General features: G+C 63.1%; 17 protein-coding genes and 1 pseudogene. 13 read left to right on the top strand and 5 right to left on the bottom strand.

Going from position 1 to position 17,123, the window contains the following annotated elements:
• The 4 genes from B4E36_RS18930 to B4E36_RS18945 all read left to right on the top strand — a co-directional run.
• The coding region (locus tag B4E36_RS18930; RefSeq protein WP_345900696.1) for a phosphatase PAP2 family protein at positions 1-585 on the top strand (585 nt) is incomplete at its 5' end.
• 130 nt (positions 586-715) lie between these two features.
• Positions 716-1,546 carry a phosphatase PAP2 family protein gene (locus B4E36_RS18935; RefSeq protein ID WP_292055222.1) on the top strand — a complete coding sequence of 277 codons (831 nt, stop codon included), beginning with the start codon at positions 716-718 and terminating at the stop codon, positions 1,544-1,546.
• Between the two features lie 27 nt (positions 1,547-1,573).
• On the top strand, positions 1,574-1,696 hold the full coding sequence (locus tag B4E36_RS18940) for a hypothetical protein (RefSeq protein WP_292055220.1): 123 nt from the start codon (positions 1,574-1,576) through the stop codon (positions 1,694-1,696).
• 114 nt (positions 1,697-1,810) lie between these two features.
• Positions 1,811-2,842: an aspartate-semialdehyde dehydrogenase gene (locus B4E36_RS18945; protein ID WP_292055218.1), complete on the top strand. Its 1,032-nt coding sequence runs from the start codon at positions 1,811-1,813 to the stop codon at positions 2,840-2,842.
• A 77-nt stretch (positions 2,843-2,919) separates the two neighbouring features.
• Here B4E36_RS18945 and B4E36_RS18950 read toward each other — a convergent pair whose 3' ends face one another.
• The 3 genes from B4E36_RS18950 to B4E36_RS18960 form a co-directional block, all read right to left on the bottom strand.
• Positions 2,920-3,627, bottom strand: a complete 708-nt coding sequence (locus B4E36_RS18950) for a carbonic anhydrase (protein ID WP_292055217.1) — start codon at positions 3,625-3,627, stop codon at positions 2,920-2,922.
• A gap of 157 nt (positions 3,628-3,784) precedes the next feature.
• On the bottom strand, positions 3,785-4,756 hold the full coding sequence (locus tag B4E36_RS18955) for a helix-turn-helix domain-containing protein (protein ID WP_292055216.1): 972 nt from the start codon (positions 4,754-4,756) through the stop codon (positions 3,785-3,787).
• 196 nt (positions 4,757-4,952) lie between these two features.
• Positions 4,953-6,104, bottom strand: a complete 1,152-nt coding sequence (locus B4E36_RS18960) for a CaiB/BaiF CoA transferase family protein (RefSeq protein WP_292055215.1) — start codon at positions 6,102-6,104, stop codon at positions 4,953-4,955.
• A gap of 215 nt (positions 6,105-6,319) precedes the next feature.
• Here B4E36_RS18960 and B4E36_RS18965 point away from each other — a divergent pair, with 215 nt between their 5' ends.
• Positions 6,320-7,399 carry an AbrB family transcriptional regulator gene (locus B4E36_RS18965; RefSeq protein ID WP_292055214.1) on the top strand — a complete coding sequence of 360 codons (1,080 nt, stop codon included), beginning with the start codon at positions 6,320-6,322 and terminating at the stop codon, positions 7,397-7,399.
• A 128-nt stretch (positions 7,400-7,527) separates the two neighbouring features.
• A pseudogene (locus tag B4E36_RS18970) lies at positions 7,528-7,825 on the top strand (CoA-transferase); the annotation flags it as partial.
• Between the two features lie 85 nt (positions 7,826-7,910).
• Here B4E36_RS18970 and B4E36_RS18975 read toward each other — a convergent pair.
• Positions 7,911-8,819, bottom strand: coding sequence for a LysR substrate-binding domain-containing protein (locus tag B4E36_RS18975; protein ID WP_292055213.1), 909 nt, complete (start codon positions 8,817-8,819; stop codon positions 7,911-7,913).
• Between the two features lie 89 nt (positions 8,820-8,908).
• Here B4E36_RS18975 and pcaD point away from each other — a divergent pair, with 89 nt between their 5' ends.
• The 5 genes from pcaD to B4E36_RS19000 are packed head-to-tail and all read left to right on the top strand — an operon-like array spanning position 8,909 to position 12,500.
• Positions 8,909-9,691, top strand: coding sequence for a 3-oxoadipate enol-lactonase (gene pcaD, locus B4E36_RS18980; protein WP_292055212.1), 783 nt, complete (start codon positions 8,909-8,911; stop codon positions 9,689-9,691).
• Complete coding sequence (gene pcaC / locus B4E36_RS18985) at positions 9,684-10,070, top strand: 4-carboxymuconolactone decarboxylase (RefSeq protein ID WP_292055211.1); 387 nt, start codon at positions 9,684-9,686, stop codon at positions 10,068-10,070. Before pcaD ends, pcaC begins: the two co-directional genes overlap by 8 nt.
• A complete protein-coding gene (gene pcaH, locus B4E36_RS18990) occupies positions 10,063-10,791 on the top strand; it encodes a protocatechuate 3,4-dioxygenase subunit beta (RefSeq protein ID WP_292055210.1) in 729 nt (242 codons plus the stop codon). Before pcaC ends, pcaH begins: the two co-directional genes overlap by 8 nt.
• Before the next feature lies 1 nt (position 10,792).
• Positions 10,793-11,392 (top strand): protocatechuate 3,4-dioxygenase subunit alpha, encoded by a 600-nt coding sequence (gene pcaG / locus B4E36_RS18995; protein WP_292055209.1) that lies wholly within the window; start codon positions 10,793-10,795, stop codon positions 11,390-11,392.
• 55 nt (positions 11,393-11,447) lie between these two features.
• Positions 11,448-12,500 (top strand): 3-carboxy-cis,cis-muconate cycloisomerase, encoded by a 1,053-nt coding sequence (locus tag B4E36_RS19000; RefSeq protein WP_292055208.1) that lies wholly within the window; start codon positions 11,448-11,450, stop codon positions 12,498-12,500.
• 7 nt (positions 12,501-12,507) lie between these two features.
• On the opposite strand, the gene B4E36_RS19005 is transcribed toward B4E36_RS19000, so the two are convergent.
• A complete protein-coding gene (locus B4E36_RS19005; protein ID WP_345900697.1) occupies positions 12,508-14,169 on the bottom strand; it encodes an alpha/beta hydrolase fold domain-containing protein in 1,662 nt (553 codons plus the stop codon).
• A gap of 157 nt (positions 14,170-14,326) precedes the next feature.
• On the opposite strand from B4E36_RS19005, the gene B4E36_RS19010 reads away from it, so the two are divergent.
• Together B4E36_RS19010 and B4E36_RS19015 are read left to right on the top strand one after the other, a co-directional pair.
• Positions 14,327-15,232: a shikimate dehydrogenase gene (locus B4E36_RS19010; RefSeq protein ID WP_292055207.1), complete on the top strand. Its 906-nt coding sequence runs from the start codon at positions 14,327-14,329 to the stop codon at positions 15,230-15,232.
• Positions 15,229-17,121: a bifunctional sugar phosphate isomerase/epimerase/4-hydroxyphenylpyruvate dioxygenase family protein gene (locus B4E36_RS19015; protein WP_292055206.1), complete on the top strand. Its 1,893-nt coding sequence runs from the start codon at positions 15,229-15,231 to the stop codon at positions 17,119-17,121. The genes B4E36_RS19010 and B4E36_RS19015 overlap by 4 nt, the downstream gene beginning before the upstream one ends.
• Positions 17,122-17,123 lie beyond the last annotated feature (2 nt).

The following is a 17,123-nucleotide window of genomic DNA, read 5'->3' on the forward strand; positions in this document are numbered from 1 at the left end:
CAGGATTTCGCCGCGCGGCTGACCGATGTCACCACCGCGCCGTGGATATTGGGCGCAAGCGGGACTGTAACCGTCCTCGCCTATGTCGCTATCGCCTGCCTTGCCAGCCCGCGGGTGAAATTCCGCGCCGCGCTTGTGCTGCATCAGGGTTTTTACCTGTTCTGTTCCGTCGCGCTCGCCAGCGCCACCGTCAATGTCGTCAAACGCCTGATCGGCCGGGCGCGTCCGACGCTGTTCGATACGGTCGGCGACCTGCACTTCAATGTCGGCGTCTGGGCCTATGATTACGCAAGCTTCCCCTCGGGCCATTCGACGACATCGGGCGCGATCTTCGCCGGGCTGGCGCTGCTCTATCCACGGCTCGGGCCGTTCTTCGCCGCCTTCGCCATCTTCTTCGGCTTCGCCCGCATCGCCGTCGGCGCGCATTATCCGAGCGATGTCTCGGCGGGGCTGTTCTATGGCACCTGGATTTCGGTGCTCGTGGCCTGCGTCTTCGCCCGCTACCGGCTGCTGTTTGCAGTGCCGGAAAGGGGGCTGCCGGTGCGCCGACCGCATCCGCGCCTGCGCGACCGGTTGCGGTCGTAATCTTCCTGTTATGTGGAAAAGTTAGTTGCTTTTGCGAAGCCGGGTCGGCTGCGGGCGTTGATGCCGCTGCCCGGCTCGTTTAACATCCGCCTGGCCGGTGGGGATGCCGGTGTGAATATTCGGAGGGGCGATGACGGTGCGCTACCGCTGGTTCAGCCAGCGCAGAAAACTGAAGGACCAGAAGTGGCCGTGCACGCATTGGCGCGGTTTCATGGTGGGCGTGGCGGGCCTTTTGTTCGTTGCCTTCGCGATACTCGATTATCCCGTCGGGCTGATGGCCCGCGATCTCTCCGGTCCGATCAGGGAATATGGCGAGTTCATCACCCATTTCGGCCAGTCGGAGTGGATACTGATCACCAGTGTCCTTGTGTTCGCGCTTGGCATGACGGCGGCCGGGGCGGCGGATGAGGCGGATCGGCGCACCCGCGCCAAGGGCGTGTTTCTGGCGCAGGCGGCAAGCTTCGTGTTTGCCGCGGTCGCGCTTTCCGGCCTGGCCGTCAATCTTCTGAAGGGGCTGATCGGCAGGCCGCGGCCGAACATGCTGGTCTATTACGACCTGAGCCCGTTTGCCTTCGATCCCATGAGCTTTGCCGGGCAGTATTCCAGTTTCCCTTCGGGGCATGCCACCACGGTTGCCGCGATCTTCACGGCGGCGGCGTTTTTCCTGCCGCGCCACCGCATCCTGTTTTTCAGCCTCGCCGTCTGCATAGCGATGAGCCGCATCATCGTAGGCGCGCATTATCCGAGCGATGTCATCGCCGGGCTCGCCTTCGGAAGCTGGTTTACCTATCTGACCGCGATCGTCTTTTCGCGCTATCGCATGGTGTTCAGCATCGATCCGCAGGGCTGGCCGGTGCCGCGCAACGGCTTTTCCGCGCTGAAGCCGGAATTCATGCGCAAGCACCCGCACCATGCAGTGCCGCAAACAGACCTTGACTTGACCACGCAAAAGGGCCATTAGCCTTCGCGGTAGAAGGAAAAGCCGAATATGCCGCTGTTCGCGCGTCACATTGCTGCTGATATCACCCTGGCGCCCCGCGCCGGCGGTCGGATATCGCCTTCCCGCAGTTTCATGAAAACAGCCAAGAAAACGACGACGAAAACCGTCTGACGTTCCTGGCCTACCGCTCTCTCCCCGGTCACGCCGGGGACGGGAAGATGCCGTTTCGGCCGCTCTTCCACTCCCGCGATTTTCGAGGAGAGAAACGAAAGAGAGCTTATCATCATGGGTTTCAAGATTGCAGTCGTGGGCGCCACCGGCAATGTCGGGCGCGAAATGCTGTCCATCCTCGAAGAGCGCGGCTTTCCCGCCGATGAGGTCGTGGCGCTCGCCTCCAGCCGTTCCGTCGGCACGGAAGTCTCCTACGGCGACAAGACGCTGAAGGTGAAGAACCTCGAAAACCATGACTTTTCCGACACCGATATCTGCCTGATGTCGGCCGGCGGCACGATCTCGCAGAAGTGGTCGCCGAAGATCGGCGCGGCCGGCTGCGTGGTCATCGACAATTCGTCGGCCTGGCGCTACGACGCCGACGTGCCGCTGATCGTGCCGGAGGTCAATCCGGATGCGATCGAGCTCTTCCGCAAGCGCAACATCATCGCCAACCCGAACTGCTCGACCGCCCAGCTCGTCGTCGCGCTGAAGCCGCTGCATGATCGCGCGACGATCAAGCGGCTGGTTGTCTCGACCTATCAGTCGGTTTCGGGCGCCGGCAAGGACGGCATGGACGAACTGTTCAACCAGACCCGCGCCGTGTTCGTGGCCGACCCGATCGAGACCAAGAAGTTCACCAAGCGCATCGCCTTCAACGTGATTCCGCACATCGACAGCTTCATGGAAGACGGCTACACCAAGGAAGAATGGAAGGTGCTGGCCGAGACCAAGAAGATGCTCGACCCGAAGATCAGGGTCACCTGCACCGCCGTGCGCGTGCCGGTGTTCATCGGCCATTCGGAATCGGTCAATATCGAGTTCGAGAAGGAAATCACGGCCGATGAGGCTCGCGACATCCTGCGCGAGGCGCCCGGCTGCCAGGTGATCGACAAGCATGAGGACGGCGGCTACATGACCCCGGTCGAATGCGCCGGCGAGGATTCCACCTTCATCTCCCGCATCCGCGAGGATGCGACCGTCGAGAATGGCCTCGCCATGTGGGTGGTCGCCGACAATCTGCGCAAGGGCGCGGCGCTGAACGCGATCCAGATCGCGGAGCTGCTGGTGGAGCGCAACCTGGTGAAGCCGCGCGCCATGGCGTGATGCCTTCTCCCGAATAGCAAACGGCGCCGGGGTGCATCCCGGCGCCGTTTTTGTTTTCCGCAGTGGCTGGTGTGGCCCTAGAGAAACGCCACCTTGCCGGTCGCGATATCGTAGACGCCGGCGATCGATTTCACCGTGCCCGATTCATTCATGTCGCTGAGAATTGGTCCGGTTTCCGCGGCGATGCGGGCGTTATAGACAGCGTTTTCCGCGGTAGCAGCGGCAAGCAGATCCTCGGGGTTCTGCTGCATGGCGTTGTAGACTGCGGGCCGGATGGCATTGACCAGGCTCGGCAGATGGCCCGGCGGCAGTTCGTTATCGCGGATCGAATCGATGGTCGCGCGTATCGCCCCGCAACTGGTGTGGCCGAGAACCATGACGGCCTGAACGCCGAGAACGGCGGCCGCGAATTCAAGGCTGGCAATGCCGTCCTCACTCAGGAAATTTCCGGCGACGCGTACGACGAACAGATCGCCCGGCGCCTGATCGAAGATCAGTTCCGGCACCACGCGCGAATCCGCGCAGGCGACGATCGCGGCAAAGGGCGACTGGCCGGCAGCCCTGGTGTTGCGCGTCACCGAGTGGTCGGCATTGTTCGGCGTGTTGGCGACATAGCGCGCATTGCCGTCCATCAGGCGCTGGATCGCCTCATCGGGGGAAGCCGGCGGGGTGGCCGTGGTTTGGGCGAAAGCGCGCCCGCCAAACGGAACCGCAAGCGAAAGCGCCAAACCGCCCATCAATAGGCCGCGACGGCCGAGTGTTCCTCTATCGCATTGATCGCACATGGCATTATCCTCCTGCTGCGGCGCGCGATGCGGCCGCTCTGACCCTGTTGGTTTACCGATCCTGCAGGATCGGCAAGTGCATGTTTTTCTGATTGCCGTGATACGCTTACAGCGACAGCTATTATTGGCTATCCGATTTCCGCAAAATTGCGGAAAATCAGTTCCGGTGGCAAGCGGCGAGCGTGACCGACGGCGTTTCGCCGAAGATGCGCCTGTAATCGCCCGAGAAACGGCCGAAATGCAGGAAGCCGTGCTGCATCGCCACCCGCGTCACCGTCGTCTGACGCGGGCTGGCCGCGGCAAGCGCCGCACGCGCCCGGTTGAGGCGCAGCAAACGCAGATAGGTATTGGGCGACATGCCGATATATTCGTGAAACGCATATTGCAGCCGGCGTTGCGAGACGCCGGTGGCCGCGCAGATATCCACGATCGTCGGCAGCCGGTCGCTTTCCACGCAGCTTTCTATATAGGCGCGCGCGAGGCTGCAAACGGCAAAGGCGCGGGCGCGCGCGGCACGCGAAAGGCCCTCGAAGCCCTCGCTCTGGGCGGCCACCTGCAGGGCGGATTGCAGCAGCAGGTCCCTGATCATCGCGTTGTCGCATGGCATGCCGCGCTCAGGCGCTGCCTGCTCAGTGAAGGCCATGATATCTGCGGCGAGCCCCCCTTTCGAGGGCGCGGTCCAAGACCGGATCGCCTCCGGAGCCTCCTCCCAGCGTCGCGGGTTGAGTATCCGTGCTTCGCGGATGAAGGCGGCCTGATCGAAGCTGATATAGGTCGTGCGCGTGCCGGCTGGCACGTAAAGATCGAAACATGTGTGTTCCGGCAGGAAGAACACGGTATCCGGGTGGTTGATGCCCTGATCGGAAAACCGGAATGCCTGGTCCGGGGTGCAATAGGAAAGCGTACACAGATTGGCCGGCGTTTTGCCGATCTTCTGGACCGATGCGGCCTGATCCTCATGCACGACCTGCTGGCTTCCGAGGTCGATCGTTTCCATGCGGCAAACGGTTTTGCCGCGGCCGAGTTGAAAACACTCCATGTCGATCCATGGCTGCATCGCGGCCTGATCGGCCGCGCATGTCAGCACCGACGATCGCACGATCGGCGCCATCGTTACGCTATCGGCCATACCCGCATCCCTCCGCCGATCGATCCTCTGTCAACGGCGCCGCCGTGGCAAGACCGGAAGGACAGCGATCGACCGGGACCTCAATCAGAAGAATAGCACAAGATGAGAGAGACGGGCGGCCTATATGCGCTATGGCGAGCTTGCCAATCCATGACAAAGGACGAGGAAATTCCGCCACCCGGCCATCAACGGTCGATCAGTCCTTCTTCAGGCTGGCGAGAACCTCGACGGTGTGTTCCCCGAGGGTCGGCGGTGGACGAACGGCGCAGCGTTCGCCGTCGATGCGCCATGGCGGGGCGGTAAAGGCGACGTCCTCTCCCTGCGCCGTTCGGTGCATGACCACCATCTCCGACGCCGCGGTGCGCGGATGTGTCAGTGCTTCGTAGAGCCCCAGGACCTCGCCGCATGGAATGCCGGCTGCCGAGAGGTTCTTCAGCAGGTCCGCGCGCCTGTGTTTGAGCAGTTCACGCTCCAGTTCCGGGACCAGCGCGTCACGGTGCCGCGATCGCAGTATGTTGGTGGCATAGCGTGGGTCATCGGCCATATCCGCCCGTCCAAGCGCGTCCCGGCACAGGGACCTGAACTGGCGGTTGTTGCCGACCGCGATGACGAGCGGTCCGTCAGCCGCGTCGAACACGCCATAGGGCACGATCGACGGATGCGCATTGCCGTATCGCGGCGGATCGGATTTCATCACCAGGGCATCGAGCCCGTAATAGGCGCTGAGCGTCACACCGCAATCATAGAGCGAGAGATCGACACGGCGGCCGCGTCCGGTCCGTTGCACCTGCACCAGCGCGGCGAGTATCGCCTGGGCCGCGTACATGCCGGTAAACATGTCGACGACAGCGACGCCGAATTTCAGCGGCGGACGCCCGGCCTCGCCATTGATCGCCATCAGGCCGCTCTCGCCCTGGACGACGAGGTCGTAACCCGAGCGCTTCGCCTCTTCCCCGGCCCGGTCGTAGCCGGCGATCGAGCAATAGATGATCCGGGGGTTGATCTTCAGCAGATCCTCGAACCCCAGGCCGAAGCGTTCCATCCCGCCCTGCTTGAAATTCTCGACGACGACATCGGCATCGGCGACCAGGGCGCGCGCCACCTCGACCATGGCCGGATCGGCGAGGTCGAGCGCGACCGAGCGCTTGTTGCGGTTGAAGGCGTAGTAATAGGTCGTCTCGGTCTCGCCGATGCGGATGCCCCAATCGCGCGTGTCATCGCCGCGCTCGGGATGCTCGATCTTGATGACATCGGCGCCGAGGTCGCCGAGAACCTGGGTGCTCAGCGGACCGGCGAGCACCCGTGAAAAATCGACAACCTTAATTCCTTCCAGGGGTAGAGCCGGCATTTCAAGACCTCCGATTGACGCATTTTCCGTCAGCTATTGACTTATTTACCGTCTAGCCGGAAATAAATTCGAATGACTGTCTTGTCAAATACGCGCTTTGCATGTTGTGACAAGGAAAAGGGGGAGGCCGCAATGGAAAAATCGTCGAATACCTGTCGGCTCCCGGGCCGGGGCGACAGCCGCCATATGCGGGCTCGGGGCAACGGCGCGGGAAGATGATCCAATACCTGCCTCACGGCATACGGCTTCTGGTCATCTTTACGGTCGCCGGGGCGGGCGCCTGGGGGGCGGTTGCCGCCGGGATGCCCTTGCCCTGGATGCTCGGGCCGCTTTTCGCGGCGGCGGCGGTGGCTATGGCCAAGCCAAAGGTTTTCGGCGCGATACCGGTGATGCCGACGCCGTTGCGGAACATCTTCATTCCCATCATCGGCCTCATGATCGGATCACAGGTCACGCCGCAGACGGTCATGCATATGGGAAAGTGGTGGCCGTCGCTGCTTCTTGTCATTCCGTTCGCGCTCGTGACGCAGATGATCAGCTATGTACTTCTGAAGCGGCTGGGCGGCTTTGATCGCGCCACCGCCTTCTTCGCCTCCTCGCCGGGCGGCGTCGTTGAGGCGGTGATCATCAGCGAGCGGTTCAATGGCGACCCGACGCTCACGGTGGTGCAGCATCTGGCGCGGATTTCGCTTGCTGTCACCATCATCCCTCTGCTGCTGACCGTCTATGTCGGCCACCCTGTCGGCAGCGCGAGCGGGGCGAGCACGCCGGACGCGGTGAACCCGATCGGAGTGCTGGATACCCTGCTGATGGCGGTCGCCGCCTTCGTCGGCGCTTATGTCGCCCGCAAGATCCACCTGCCGGCGGCCAATATGATCGGTCCGATGATCGCGAGCGCGGCGCTGCATTCGACCGGGCTCACATTCGCCCTGATCCCGACATCGCTCGTCCAGGTCACCCAACTCGTCATCGGCGCCAGCCTTGGCGGCCGGTTCGCGGCGGTCGACATGCGCACGCTCTACAAATCGGTGATGCTTTCGTTTCCGCTGATCGTCGTTTCCCTTTCGGTGGCGGCGGTGGCGGGCCTGACGGTTTCGATGCTCGGATATAATTCCGTGATCGTCGGGTTCATTGCCTTCGCGCCGGGCGGCGTGACGGAAATGGGCCTGATCGCGATTTCAATCGACGCCGACCCGGTCTATGTCGCCTGCCACCATATCGTCCGGATATTCACGGCCGTCCTCTTCCTGCCCCTGATCTACCGCTTCCTGATCGCGCGAAGACAAGGAGCCTGAACCATGGAACGCCGCAGCCAGGCGACTTATGTTTAGAGCTGCTTATGCTCAAGGCTAACGGATTGTCGGTCAGCCCTTGCATGAAGCCGGCGAGCTTCATCGGCGGAAGGTCGATGGCGAAGAGGAAGGTGACGGTCGGGGCAAAGGCGATCATGCTCAAGCACGGCGCACCCTTCTTTCACCATGCCGACAGCTTCGCCAGGGTGCGCGGCGGCCATCTCGAACTTGCCGTGCTGGTGGCCTGTCAGTTGGCGTAGAATGGCGATCTTGCGAACTGCGGGTCGGCTCGAAGAGCGTTCCCGCCGTCGGTTGGATCTCGTGCATGGTACCGGGCGCGTTGCGGTGGTCACCGATCACGTCCCCAGGGATGGTTTGTCCAAACTGGTCAGTGCGTGCACTTTTCCGTTGACCGGCACGGCCATGCTCGAGCTGAAACCCGGCGAGAAATCGCTCTCCGCCATGTGCATCGGCGTCGGTCAGGACATCGCGATCGCGCTGGAGGCGCTCTGACCTATCGATGCCCGGCGGCCTCGACGAGGGCCGCAAGCAGGTGACGCTGTTCGTCGGTCATCACGGCATTATTGCGCATTGCCACACCGACCGGGCCACCCAGCAGGTCGTCATTCAGACGAATGCCGGAAAGCAGGCCGCTTTCAAGCTCGTCGTGAACCACGCCGGCGGAGATAAACCAGATCGTGTCGGAGGACAGAACCACCTTGCGCCCGAAGGCAAGGCCGACATTCTCGAAGGCGGCTTGCGGATCGACAAGCCCGATGCCGTGCAGATAGGCCTGCACCTGCGGGGCGATGACCGCGCCCGGCGGCGGCAGCATCAACGGATAGCGGCCGAGCGTTGCAGCATCCGCCGCCGCGCCGGCAAGCGGGTGGCCGGCGCGCACGATGGCGGCAATCGGCTCGGAATAGAGCTGGCGAAAGGACAACCCCTCCATCAGCTGGGCCGCCGCCATGCGGCCGACGACCATGTCGAGCGCGCCTTCGCGCAATTGCGACAGGAGCAGCCAGTTCGGCCCGGTCGTCACCCTGAGCAGACATTCGGGCGCCGTCTTCCGCAGCGAAAGGGCCGCGTGCGGCAAAAGCACGGTGGCCGCCGTCGGCAATGCCCCGACCGCGATGCGCGAGCGTCGCACCGGCCGTTCGCGGACGAGGTCCTGCGCGCGGCCAAGTTCCACAAGTGCGGCGCCGACATAGCGCTGAAAGGTCTTGCCCGCCTGGGTCAGCGCCAGCCGCCGCCCGGAGCGGTCGAACAGCGCCACCTCAAGGATCTCCTCAAGCTCCCGGATTGTTTTCGAGGCGGCGGGCTGGCTGACGTTCAGCGTCTCGGCGGCCGCACTCAGCGAGCCGCGACGGGCGGTTTCCAGGAAGCAATGCAGATGCCGCATGCGAATGCGCGGGTCGAACATGCATATAACCCATAGGTTATGAAATTTTCCCGAAAATATAATTTTTTATGCCGATTGGCTATGGCAAAACGTGTCATGGAGGATAGAGGATGATGATCCGTTCAGGCGATGCAGCACTTCATGTGCGCGACGAGGGACCGCGTGGCGGCCCGGTCGTCCTGTTCGCCAACTCACTTGGCACCGATCTTCGCGTCTTCGATGGCCTGGTCGCGCGTCTGCCGCGGGATCTGCGGGTGGTGCGCTACGACAAGCGTGGCCACGGCCTTTCCGATCTCACTCCCGGGCCTTACACGATCGATATGCTGAGCGACGATGCAATCGCCATCTGCGAAGCGCTCGATCTCCGTGATGTGACCTTTGTCGGCCTGTCCATCGGCGGGCTGATCGCCCAGTCGTTTGCAATCAAACGTCCCGATCTGACGCAGGCGCTGGTGCTGATGGATACGGCGGCGAAGATCGGCACCGCGGAAAGCTGGGGCGAGCGCATCGCCGCCCTCAGCGACGGCGGCATTGCCGCGATTTCCGATGGCATTCTGCCGCGCTGGTTTTCGCCCGCGTTTCTTGGCAGTCCCGAGGCATCGCAGTGGCGCAACATGCTCGAGCGCACGACGCTTGAAGGCTATATCGCCTGCTGTCACGCTCTGGCGGAGGTGGATCTTAGGGAAGGCTGCACGCAGATCGCCTGTCCGGCAATGGCGATTGCCGGTGCGCTTGATGGCTCGACGCCGCCTGAACTGGTGGCCGAAACGGCCAGGCTCTGCCATGCGACATTCCATATCGTTGACGATGCCGGGCATCTGCCCTGTGTCGAAAAGCCGGAGGCCGTTGCCGCATTGATGACCGATTTTCTGGAGAAGACCCGCCATGACTGAGCGCTACGCCAACGGCATGAAGGTCCGCCGCGCGGTCCTCGGCGACAGCCACGTCGACCGGGCCGAGGCGGCCAAGACCGGGCTCGACGAAGCCTTCCAGACGCTGATCACCGAAAGCGCCTGGGGTACGGTCTGGGCCTCCGATGCCATCACCAGGCGCGAGCGGTCGATGCTGACCCTGGCGCTGCTGGCGGCCACCGGAAACTTCGATGAAATACCCATGCATATCCGTGCGACGAAACGCACCGGGGCCAGCAAGCAGGATGTCATCGAGGCATTCCAGCATGTGGCGATCTATGCGGGGGTGCCGCGCGCCAACCATGCGCTGAAGCTGGCCAGGGCCACCTATGCCGAAATGGAGGAGAATGATGATGACTGATCTCGGGCCGCTGATCCCGCGAAATCGCGCGGTTCATCCACCGGCCTATACACCGGATTACAAGACCTCGGTGGCGCGTTCGCCGACGCTGCCGCTGCTGTCGCTGGAAAGCGGCCCGTCGGAGGAGACGGGGCCGATGTTCGGCCATGGCCAGTTCGGCGCGCTCGACAACAACCTGATCATGAACTGGACCAAGGGCGCTGCCCCGGCGATCGGCGAACGCATTCTGGTCTTCGGCCGTGTGCTCGATGAACGCGGCAAGCCGATTCCCGAAACGCTCGTGGAAATCTGGCAGGCCAATGCCGGCGGCCGCTACCGTCACAAGAAGGACGGCTATCTGGCGCCGCTCGACCCGAATTTCGGCGGTTGCGGGCGCGCGCTCACCGATGAGAACGGCTATTACGAATTTCTGACCATTCGCCCCGGGGCCTATCCCTGGCCCAATCGCGGCAATGACTGGCGGCCAATGCATATCCATGTTTCGGTCTATGGCCACAGCTTCGGCCAGCGGCTGATCACCCAGCTCTATTTCGAAGGCGATCCGCTGATCGACCTCTGTCCCATTGCCAATACGGTAAAGGATCGCGGCGATCTCGACCGGCTGGTCGCGCCGCTCGACATGTCGATGGCCCGGCCGCTCGATTTCCTCGCCTACCGGTTCGATATCGTGCTCCGTGGCCGCCGTCAGACCATGTTCGAAAACAGACTGGAGGGTTTGTGAGATGATCAGGAGACCCGATTTGCTGGCCGAAACGCCGTCACAGACAGCGGGCCCCTATGTCCATATCGGCTGTATGCCGACCTATGCGGGCAATCCCGGAACCTATGACGCGGAAATCGGCGAGCGTGCCATCTCCGATGGCGCCAAGGGCGCGATCATCGAGATCCGGGGGCAGGTCTTTGACGGAACCGGCAACGCCATTCGCGATGCAATGCTCGAAAGCTGGCAGCCCGATGCCGCCGGCATCTTCCCCGGCCAGCCGGGTGCCGACCCTGCCGTTTCGGGGCACTGCCGCTTCGCTGCCGATGCCGACAGCGGCGAGTTCCTGCTGCGCACCGTCAAGCCGGGCGCTTTCCAGGGGCGGGGCGGTTCGCATAATGCGCCGCATATCTCGATCTGGATCGTGGCGCGCGGCATCAATATCGGCCTCAACACCCGCATCTATTTCGACGACGAGGACAATAGCGGCGACATGCTGCTGAACGCCGTCGAGCTGAAGCACCGGGTGCCGACCCTGATTGCGAAAAAGACGGGGGAGGGGCAATATCGCTTCGATATCCGGTTGCAGGGCGAGGGCGAAACGGTTTTCCTCGACATCTGATCAGGCTGCACCGGCGCGGCCGCAAACCGCGCCGGTGTTCTACGGAGCGAATTGCGTGAACACATCTGTCTTCGATCACCCCTGGCTTGGCGGCCTCTTCAGCGACGCGGAAACGGCGGCAATCTGGGCACCCGAACGGCAGCTGAGCCACATGCTGGCCTTCGAGGCGGCGTGGAGCCGCGCTCTCGGTGCCTGCGGACTGTTCGATGCGACGCTCGCAGAAAGCGCGGCGACCGCCATCGAGCAGGCGACGATATCGCCGGAGGCGCTTGGAACTGGCACCGGTGCCGATGGCGTGCCGGTGCCCGCCCTTGTCGAAATCCTCAAGACCATCGCGCCCGCCGAGGCCGTGCACAAGGGAGCGACATCTCAGGACGTGATCGATACGGCGCTGGCGATGACGCTCAGCGAGACGACCGGGATCTTCCTCGCCCGCCTCGATCAGCTGATTGCAACGCTGACCGTGCTGGAGCGGCGTTTCGGCGACAATGAACTGACCGGGCGAACCCGCATGCAGGCGGCAATGCCGATCACGGTTCGCGACCGTGTGCTTTCCTGGCGGCTGCCGCTCGATGATCATGTCGCGCGCCTGCAGGCGCTAAGGCCGCGTGTCGAAAAGGTACAGATCGGCGGGGCAGCCGGAGACCGTTCGGCGCTCGGCGACAAGGCGGATGCGATTGTCGCCGATGTCGCCCGGGCGCTTGGCCTTCGGCCGACGGAAAAGGCCTGGCACGCGATGCGCGACGGGATCGGCGAATATGCGTCCGCGCTGTCGCTGATTTCCGGCACGCTTGGCAAGATCGGGCAGGATATCGCGCTGATGGCGCAGCAGGGCATCGACGAAATCGCGCTTTCCGGCGGTGGCGGGTCATCGGCCATGCCGCACAAGAGCAATCCGGTTCTGGCCGAGCTGCTTGTGACCCTTTCCCGCTTCAACGCCGCCCAGCTTTCCGGCATGCATCAGGCGCTGATCCACGAACAGGAACGCTCGGGCGCGGCCTGGTCGCTGGAATGGATGATCCTGCCGCAAATGGCGATGGCAACCGGACGTGGGCTTGGCGCCGCCATCGACCTTTGCGGAAAGGTCGAGCGGATGGGTACGGGCTGAAACCGTGTCAGGCGCTGTCGGCCATCCGGAAGACCTCGTAAAGCCAGTCGCTCATGATCCTGAGCTTGTCTTCGGCGAGGGCGCATTGGCTCTGGGCGCGCAGATAGTCGTGCACGAGGCCGTCCCCCTCGTCGACGGTCACCTCGACGCCGGCCGTCTTCAGCGCCGCCGCATAGGCCGCGCCGCTGTCGCGCATCGGGTCATTGGCGGCGAGCGCGATGAAGGCCGGTGGCAGATGCCTGTGCGAAGGTGCCAAGAGCGGCGCGACCAGCGGATCGGATCTTTGCCTCTCTGTGTCCGGACAGTATGCGCTCGCCATGGCGTTGATTTCGTCCACGCGCAGCAGAGGCCCTTCGCCATTCTGCAGGCAGGATGGCCGGGACAGGTCGAAGTCGCAGATCGGATAGATCAGCAGCTGGGCACAAAGCGGCACGTTTTTGTCCCGGCAGATCATCGCGGTGGCGGCTGCAAGGTTTCCGCCCGCTCCGTCACCGCCGACGGCGATGCGGGTCGCATCGACGCCGAGATCGCTCGCCCGGTCGCGAGTCCAGCCGAGGACCGAAAGCGTCTGTTCCAATGGCGTCGGATACGGGTGCTCCGGGACAAGGGCGTAGTCCACGGAGATCACCGTCTGCCGGGTCCATGAGGCAAGCCGCGCGGTAATGTCCCAGTGCGATTCGGGGCTTCCCTGGCTGAAACCGCCGCCGTGCAGATAAACGAGGGCGGGCTGTGGGCCGCTGCTCTGGTGCCGGAAGAGACGCACGCGAACCGGCCTGCCGGGGCTGTCGATCCAGTGTTCGGAATCGGTTTCGATATTGGGCGGTGTGGGAAGCCGCAGGTTGCGGGCAATCGAATTGTAGAGCACGCGTCGCGCCTCCAGCGTCGTACCCTCGGGCAGGCTCGCCTTCTGTGCCTCCAGAACTTCGAGAAAGCGATAGATGCCGGGGTCGATCTTGCGCGGTCTTGTCTGCGGGCGTTGCTCGGCGTCCTCCGGTGAAAGCCCCGGCTTCATCACGAAGCGCAGCACCATGTCGCCGGTGTGGCGGCGCAGCATGTCCTGACCTTTGGGCTCGAAGAGCGCCGAACCGAAAATGTTCGAGAAGGTGGCTCGGTTGGAAACGTTGAAAATCGCGAGCGCGGAAATGTGCCAGTGCAGTTCAAGCGCGGTCAGACCGGACCTGAACAGGCCCTCGTCGCAACCGCGCTTGTAGATTTCCTCCAGAAGCCGGATGGCGGAGCTGTTCTGCCCCGAGATCATCTCGGACTTCGACATGTGGCGGCCTTCATGGATATTCTCGACCATCACCAGCCGCACGAAATCGCGCTCGCGGTTATGGTGGTCGAAGGTGAATTCCGTCAGCTGCCGCAGGGCTTCCACCGGATGAAGGCGGCCGAGATCGAGATCGTCCTCCGCGCGGCGCATGCGCGCATAGGCGTCTTCCAGAACGGCGCGGTAGAGGCCTTCCTTGTCGCCGAAATAATAGTAGATCATGCGTTTGGAGGTTCGCGTACGCGCGGCGATCTCATCCATTTTCGCGCCGGAAAGCCCGTGGGCGACGAAGACGGCCCTGGCAGTCTGCAGGATATTTTCGCGCACGGCTTCCGGATCCTGCTTCCAGCTGCGCCGCGCAGCCGCATCCGGCACCTCGTTGATCTCGTCCTTCGCCAAGTTCTCTCCTCCTGAAATTCCCCTTTGCGGTCTACTGCAAAGCGAAGAATTGCGCGACCCTCAAAAAACAAAACTAACTGATCCGTACATTGTCTTGACATAATTAACTGAATTGAACAAAATCAAAAACAGGAGATTTTCGGGAGGTCGTTTCTGCATGGTTGTCACACAGGCCCGTTCACCGCGCGCCGGTTCCGGTCAGGCTCTGAGGGTCGGGCTGTTGGGCCAGGGAATCGGCGGTTCGCGCACGCCGGGCATGCATATGGCGGCAGCCGGGGCGCTTGGGCTCGATTACCAGTACGACTTTATCGATGTTCTGGAACGAGATCTGCCTCCGACGATCGGAGAGACGCTCGATCTGCTGCAGGCCGAAGGCTATCGCGGCCTCAACGTGACCTATCCCTTCAAGCAGGCGGTGATCCCGCACCTCGACGAACTGTCCCAGGATGCGCAATTGGTCGGCGCGGTTAATACCATCGTCTTCGGCAATGGCCGGCGCATCGGTCACAATACCGATTGCTGGGGCTTTGCGATGAGCTTCCGTCAAGGCCTGCCGAACGACATTGCCCGCGAGCGCGTCTTGCTTCTGGGTGCCGGCGGCGCCGGCAGGGCTGTCGCGCATGCGCTGCTCGACGAAAATGTCGGGCGACTCTTCGTCCTTGATCCGGACAGCAAGAGAACCGGTGAGCTTGTCGATATCCTGCGGGCGCATTTCGGCCCGGATCGGGTCGTCGGTGCCGATGATGCCGAGATCGCGGCTGAGGTTGACGGGATCGTCAATGCCTCGCCGGTCGGCATGGAAAAGCTGCCGGGCTGCCCGCTCCCGGAGCGCCTGATCGCACCGCATCACTTCGTCGCCGACATCGTCTATTTCCCGCCCGAGACGGAGTTGATCAAGGCGGCGACCGGCAAGGGCTGCGCGGTGCTGCCGGGCACCGGCATGGCGCTCTGGCAGGCCGTCCGCGCCTTCGAGCTGTTCACCGGGAAAGAGCCCGATATTTCCGTGATGAAGCCGGCTCTGCTGGCGGCATCCGTGCCGGACAAAGGGGGCGTGACGGAATGAAGACCTCCATCGCCACTGTCTGCATCGCCGGCGACCTGCTTGAAAAGCTGGCGGCCATCTCAGCGGCCGGCTTCGATGGCATCGAGATATTCGAGCAGGATTTCATAGCCTTCGACGCTTCCCCGCGAGAGGCCGGGAAGATGGTGCGAGATCACGGTCTGGAGATCACGCTGTTCCAGCCGTTCCGTGACTTCGAAGGTCTGCCGGAGCCGTTGCGTGCGCGGGCCTTCGATCGCATGGAGCGCAAGTTCGACCTGATGCAGGAGCTGGGGACCGATCTTGTCCTGGTTTGCTCGTCGACCCACCCGGAAGCGCTTGGCGGCATCGACCGCATGGCCGACGACTTCGCCGCGCTCGGTGAGCGGGCGGCAAAACGGGGCCTGCGCGTCGGCTTCGAGGCGCTGGCATGGGGCAAGCATGTCTTCGACCATCGCGACGCCTGGGAAGTCGTGCGTCGTGCCGATCATCCGAATATCGGGCTCATACTCGACAGTTTTCACACGCTGGGGCGCGGCATTGACCCCGATACCATCCGCCGCATTCCCGGCGACCGCATCTTTTTCGTGCAGCTTGCCGATGCGCCGATCATCGAGATGGACCTGCTCTACTGGTCCCGCCACTTCCGCAACATGCCGGGCGAGGGCGATCTCGATGTCGTGTCCTTCATGCGCGCGGTCGCCGCGACGGGCTATGCGGGGCCGCTGAGCCTCGAAGTCTTCAACGACCAGTTTCGTGGCGGCAGTCCTGGCGCGATTGCCCGCGACGGTCACCGTTCGCTCGTCTACCTGATGGATCAGGTTCGCCGGCTGGAGCCGGAAAACGCCTTCGACCTGCCCGATATGCCGCCGCGCATTACGGCGCGGGGCGTCTCGTTCGTGGAATTTGCTGCAGACGAAACGGAGGCGGCGGAGCTTAGCGACATCCTGTCCACACTCGGTTTCCGTCGGGCAGGGCGGCACATTTCCAAGCAGGTCGAACTCTGGCAGCAGGGCGAAATCCGTGTTGTCATCAATACCGAGCGCGAGGGTTTCGCCCACAGCGCGCACATCGTCCACGGCCTCAATATCTGCGATATCGGGCTGCAGGTGGAAAGCGCCGAAGACACGGTCGCGCGAGCCGAGGCGCTCGGCGTCCCCTCGTTTCACCAGCCCGTTGGCACGGGCGAGCTCGATATCCCGGCCATTCGCGGCGTCGGCGCGGGGCTGATGCATTTCATCGATGACAGCAGTGGCCTCGCCGGGGTCTGGGATACGGAATTCCGGCCAACAGCAGAAGAGGCATTGGCGCGCGACGCCGGGTTGAAACGGATCGATCACATCGCACAGACGATGAATTACGAAGAGATGCTGACATGGTCGCTGTTCTACCTGTCGCTCTTCGACACCCGGAAGTCGCCCACCGTCGATGTCGTCGATCCGGGCGGGCTCGTTCGCAGCCAGGCGATCCAGTCGCCGGACGGCGCTTTGCGCATAACGCTGAACGGCGCCGAGACGCACCGCACTTTCGCTGGCCGGTTCGTCGCCGACAGTTTCGGCTCGTCCGTGCAGCATGTGGCCTTCGAGACCGATGATATCTTTGCGACGGCCGAGGCGCTCGCGAAAAATGGCTTCAAGGCCCTGCCGATGCCGGACAATTATTATGACGACCTCGTGGCCCGTCTGGCGGTCGGGGCCGAGATGATCGAAAGCCTTAAACGCCACAGTATCCTTTATGACGAAGACAAGAACGGCGCCTATTTCCAGCTTTACAGCAGACCGTTCGGCGACGGCATTTTCTTCGAGATCGTCGAGCGGCGGGGTGGCTATGCCGGTTATGGCGCGGTCAATGCGCCGTTTCGTACCGCAGCCCAGCGCCGGCTGATGCGGCCCGCATCGGTGCCACGGAAATGACG

It is taken from the genome of Martelella sp. UBA3392 (assembly GCF_002358775.1).
Taxonomy (GTDB): Bacteria; Pseudomonadota; Alphaproteobacteria; order Rhizobiales; family Rhizobiaceae; genus Martelella; species Martelella mediterranea.

What these genes read in the sequence shown, in the direction of transcription:
- B4E36_RS18935 (WP_292055222.1), top strand. Translation starts at nt 716, where the DNA reads ATGACGGTGCGCTACCGCTGGTTCAGCCAGCGCAGAAAACTGAAGGAC.
- B4E36_RS18940 (WP_292055220.1), top strand. Translation starts at nt 1,574, where the DNA reads ATGCCGCTGTTCGCGCGTCACATTGCTGCTGATATCACCCTGGCGCCC.
- B4E36_RS18945 (WP_292055218.1), top strand. Translation starts at nt 1,811, where the DNA reads ATGGGTTTCAAGATTGCAGTCGTGGGCGCCACCGGCAATGTCGGGCGC.
- B4E36_RS18950 (WP_292055217.1), bottom strand. Translation starts at nt 3,627, where the DNA reads ATGTGCGATCAATGCGATAGAGGAACACTCGGCCGTCGCGGCCTATTG.
- B4E36_RS18955 (WP_292055216.1), bottom strand. Translation starts at nt 4,756, where the DNA reads ATGGCCGATAGCGTAACGATGGCGCCGATCGTGCGATCGTCGGTGCTG.
- B4E36_RS18960 (WP_292055215.1), bottom strand. Translation starts at nt 6,104, where the DNA reads ATGCCGGCTCTACCCCTGGAAGGAATTAAGGTTGTCGATTTTTCACGG.
- B4E36_RS18965 (WP_292055214.1), top strand. Translation starts at nt 6,320, where the DNA reads ATGATCCAATACCTGCCTCACGGCATACGGCTTCTGGTCATCTTTACG.
- B4E36_RS18975 (WP_292055213.1), bottom strand. Translation starts at nt 8,819, where the DNA reads ATGTTCGACCCGCGCATTCGCATGCGGCATCTGCATTGCTTCCTGGAA.
- pcaD (WP_292055212.1), top strand. Translation starts at nt 8,909, where the DNA reads ATGATGATCCGTTCAGGCGATGCAGCACTTCATGTGCGCGACGAGGGA.
- pcaC (WP_292055211.1), top strand. Translation starts at nt 9,684, where the DNA reads ATGACTGAGCGCTACGCCAACGGCATGAAGGTCCGCCGCGCGGTCCTC.
- pcaH (WP_292055210.1), top strand. Translation starts at nt 10,063, where the DNA reads ATGACTGATCTCGGGCCGCTGATCCCGCGAAATCGCGCGGTTCATCCA.
- pcaG (WP_292055209.1), top strand. Translation starts at nt 10,793, where the DNA reads ATGATCAGGAGACCCGATTTGCTGGCCGAAACGCCGTCACAGACAGCG.
- B4E36_RS19010 (WP_292055207.1), top strand. Translation starts at nt 14,327, where the DNA reads ATGGTTGTCACACAGGCCCGTTCACCGCGCGCCGGTTCCGGTCAGGCT.
- B4E36_RS19015 (WP_292055206.1), top strand. Translation starts at nt 15,229, where the DNA reads ATGAAGACCTCCATCGCCACTGTCTGCATCGCCGGCGACCTGCTTGAA.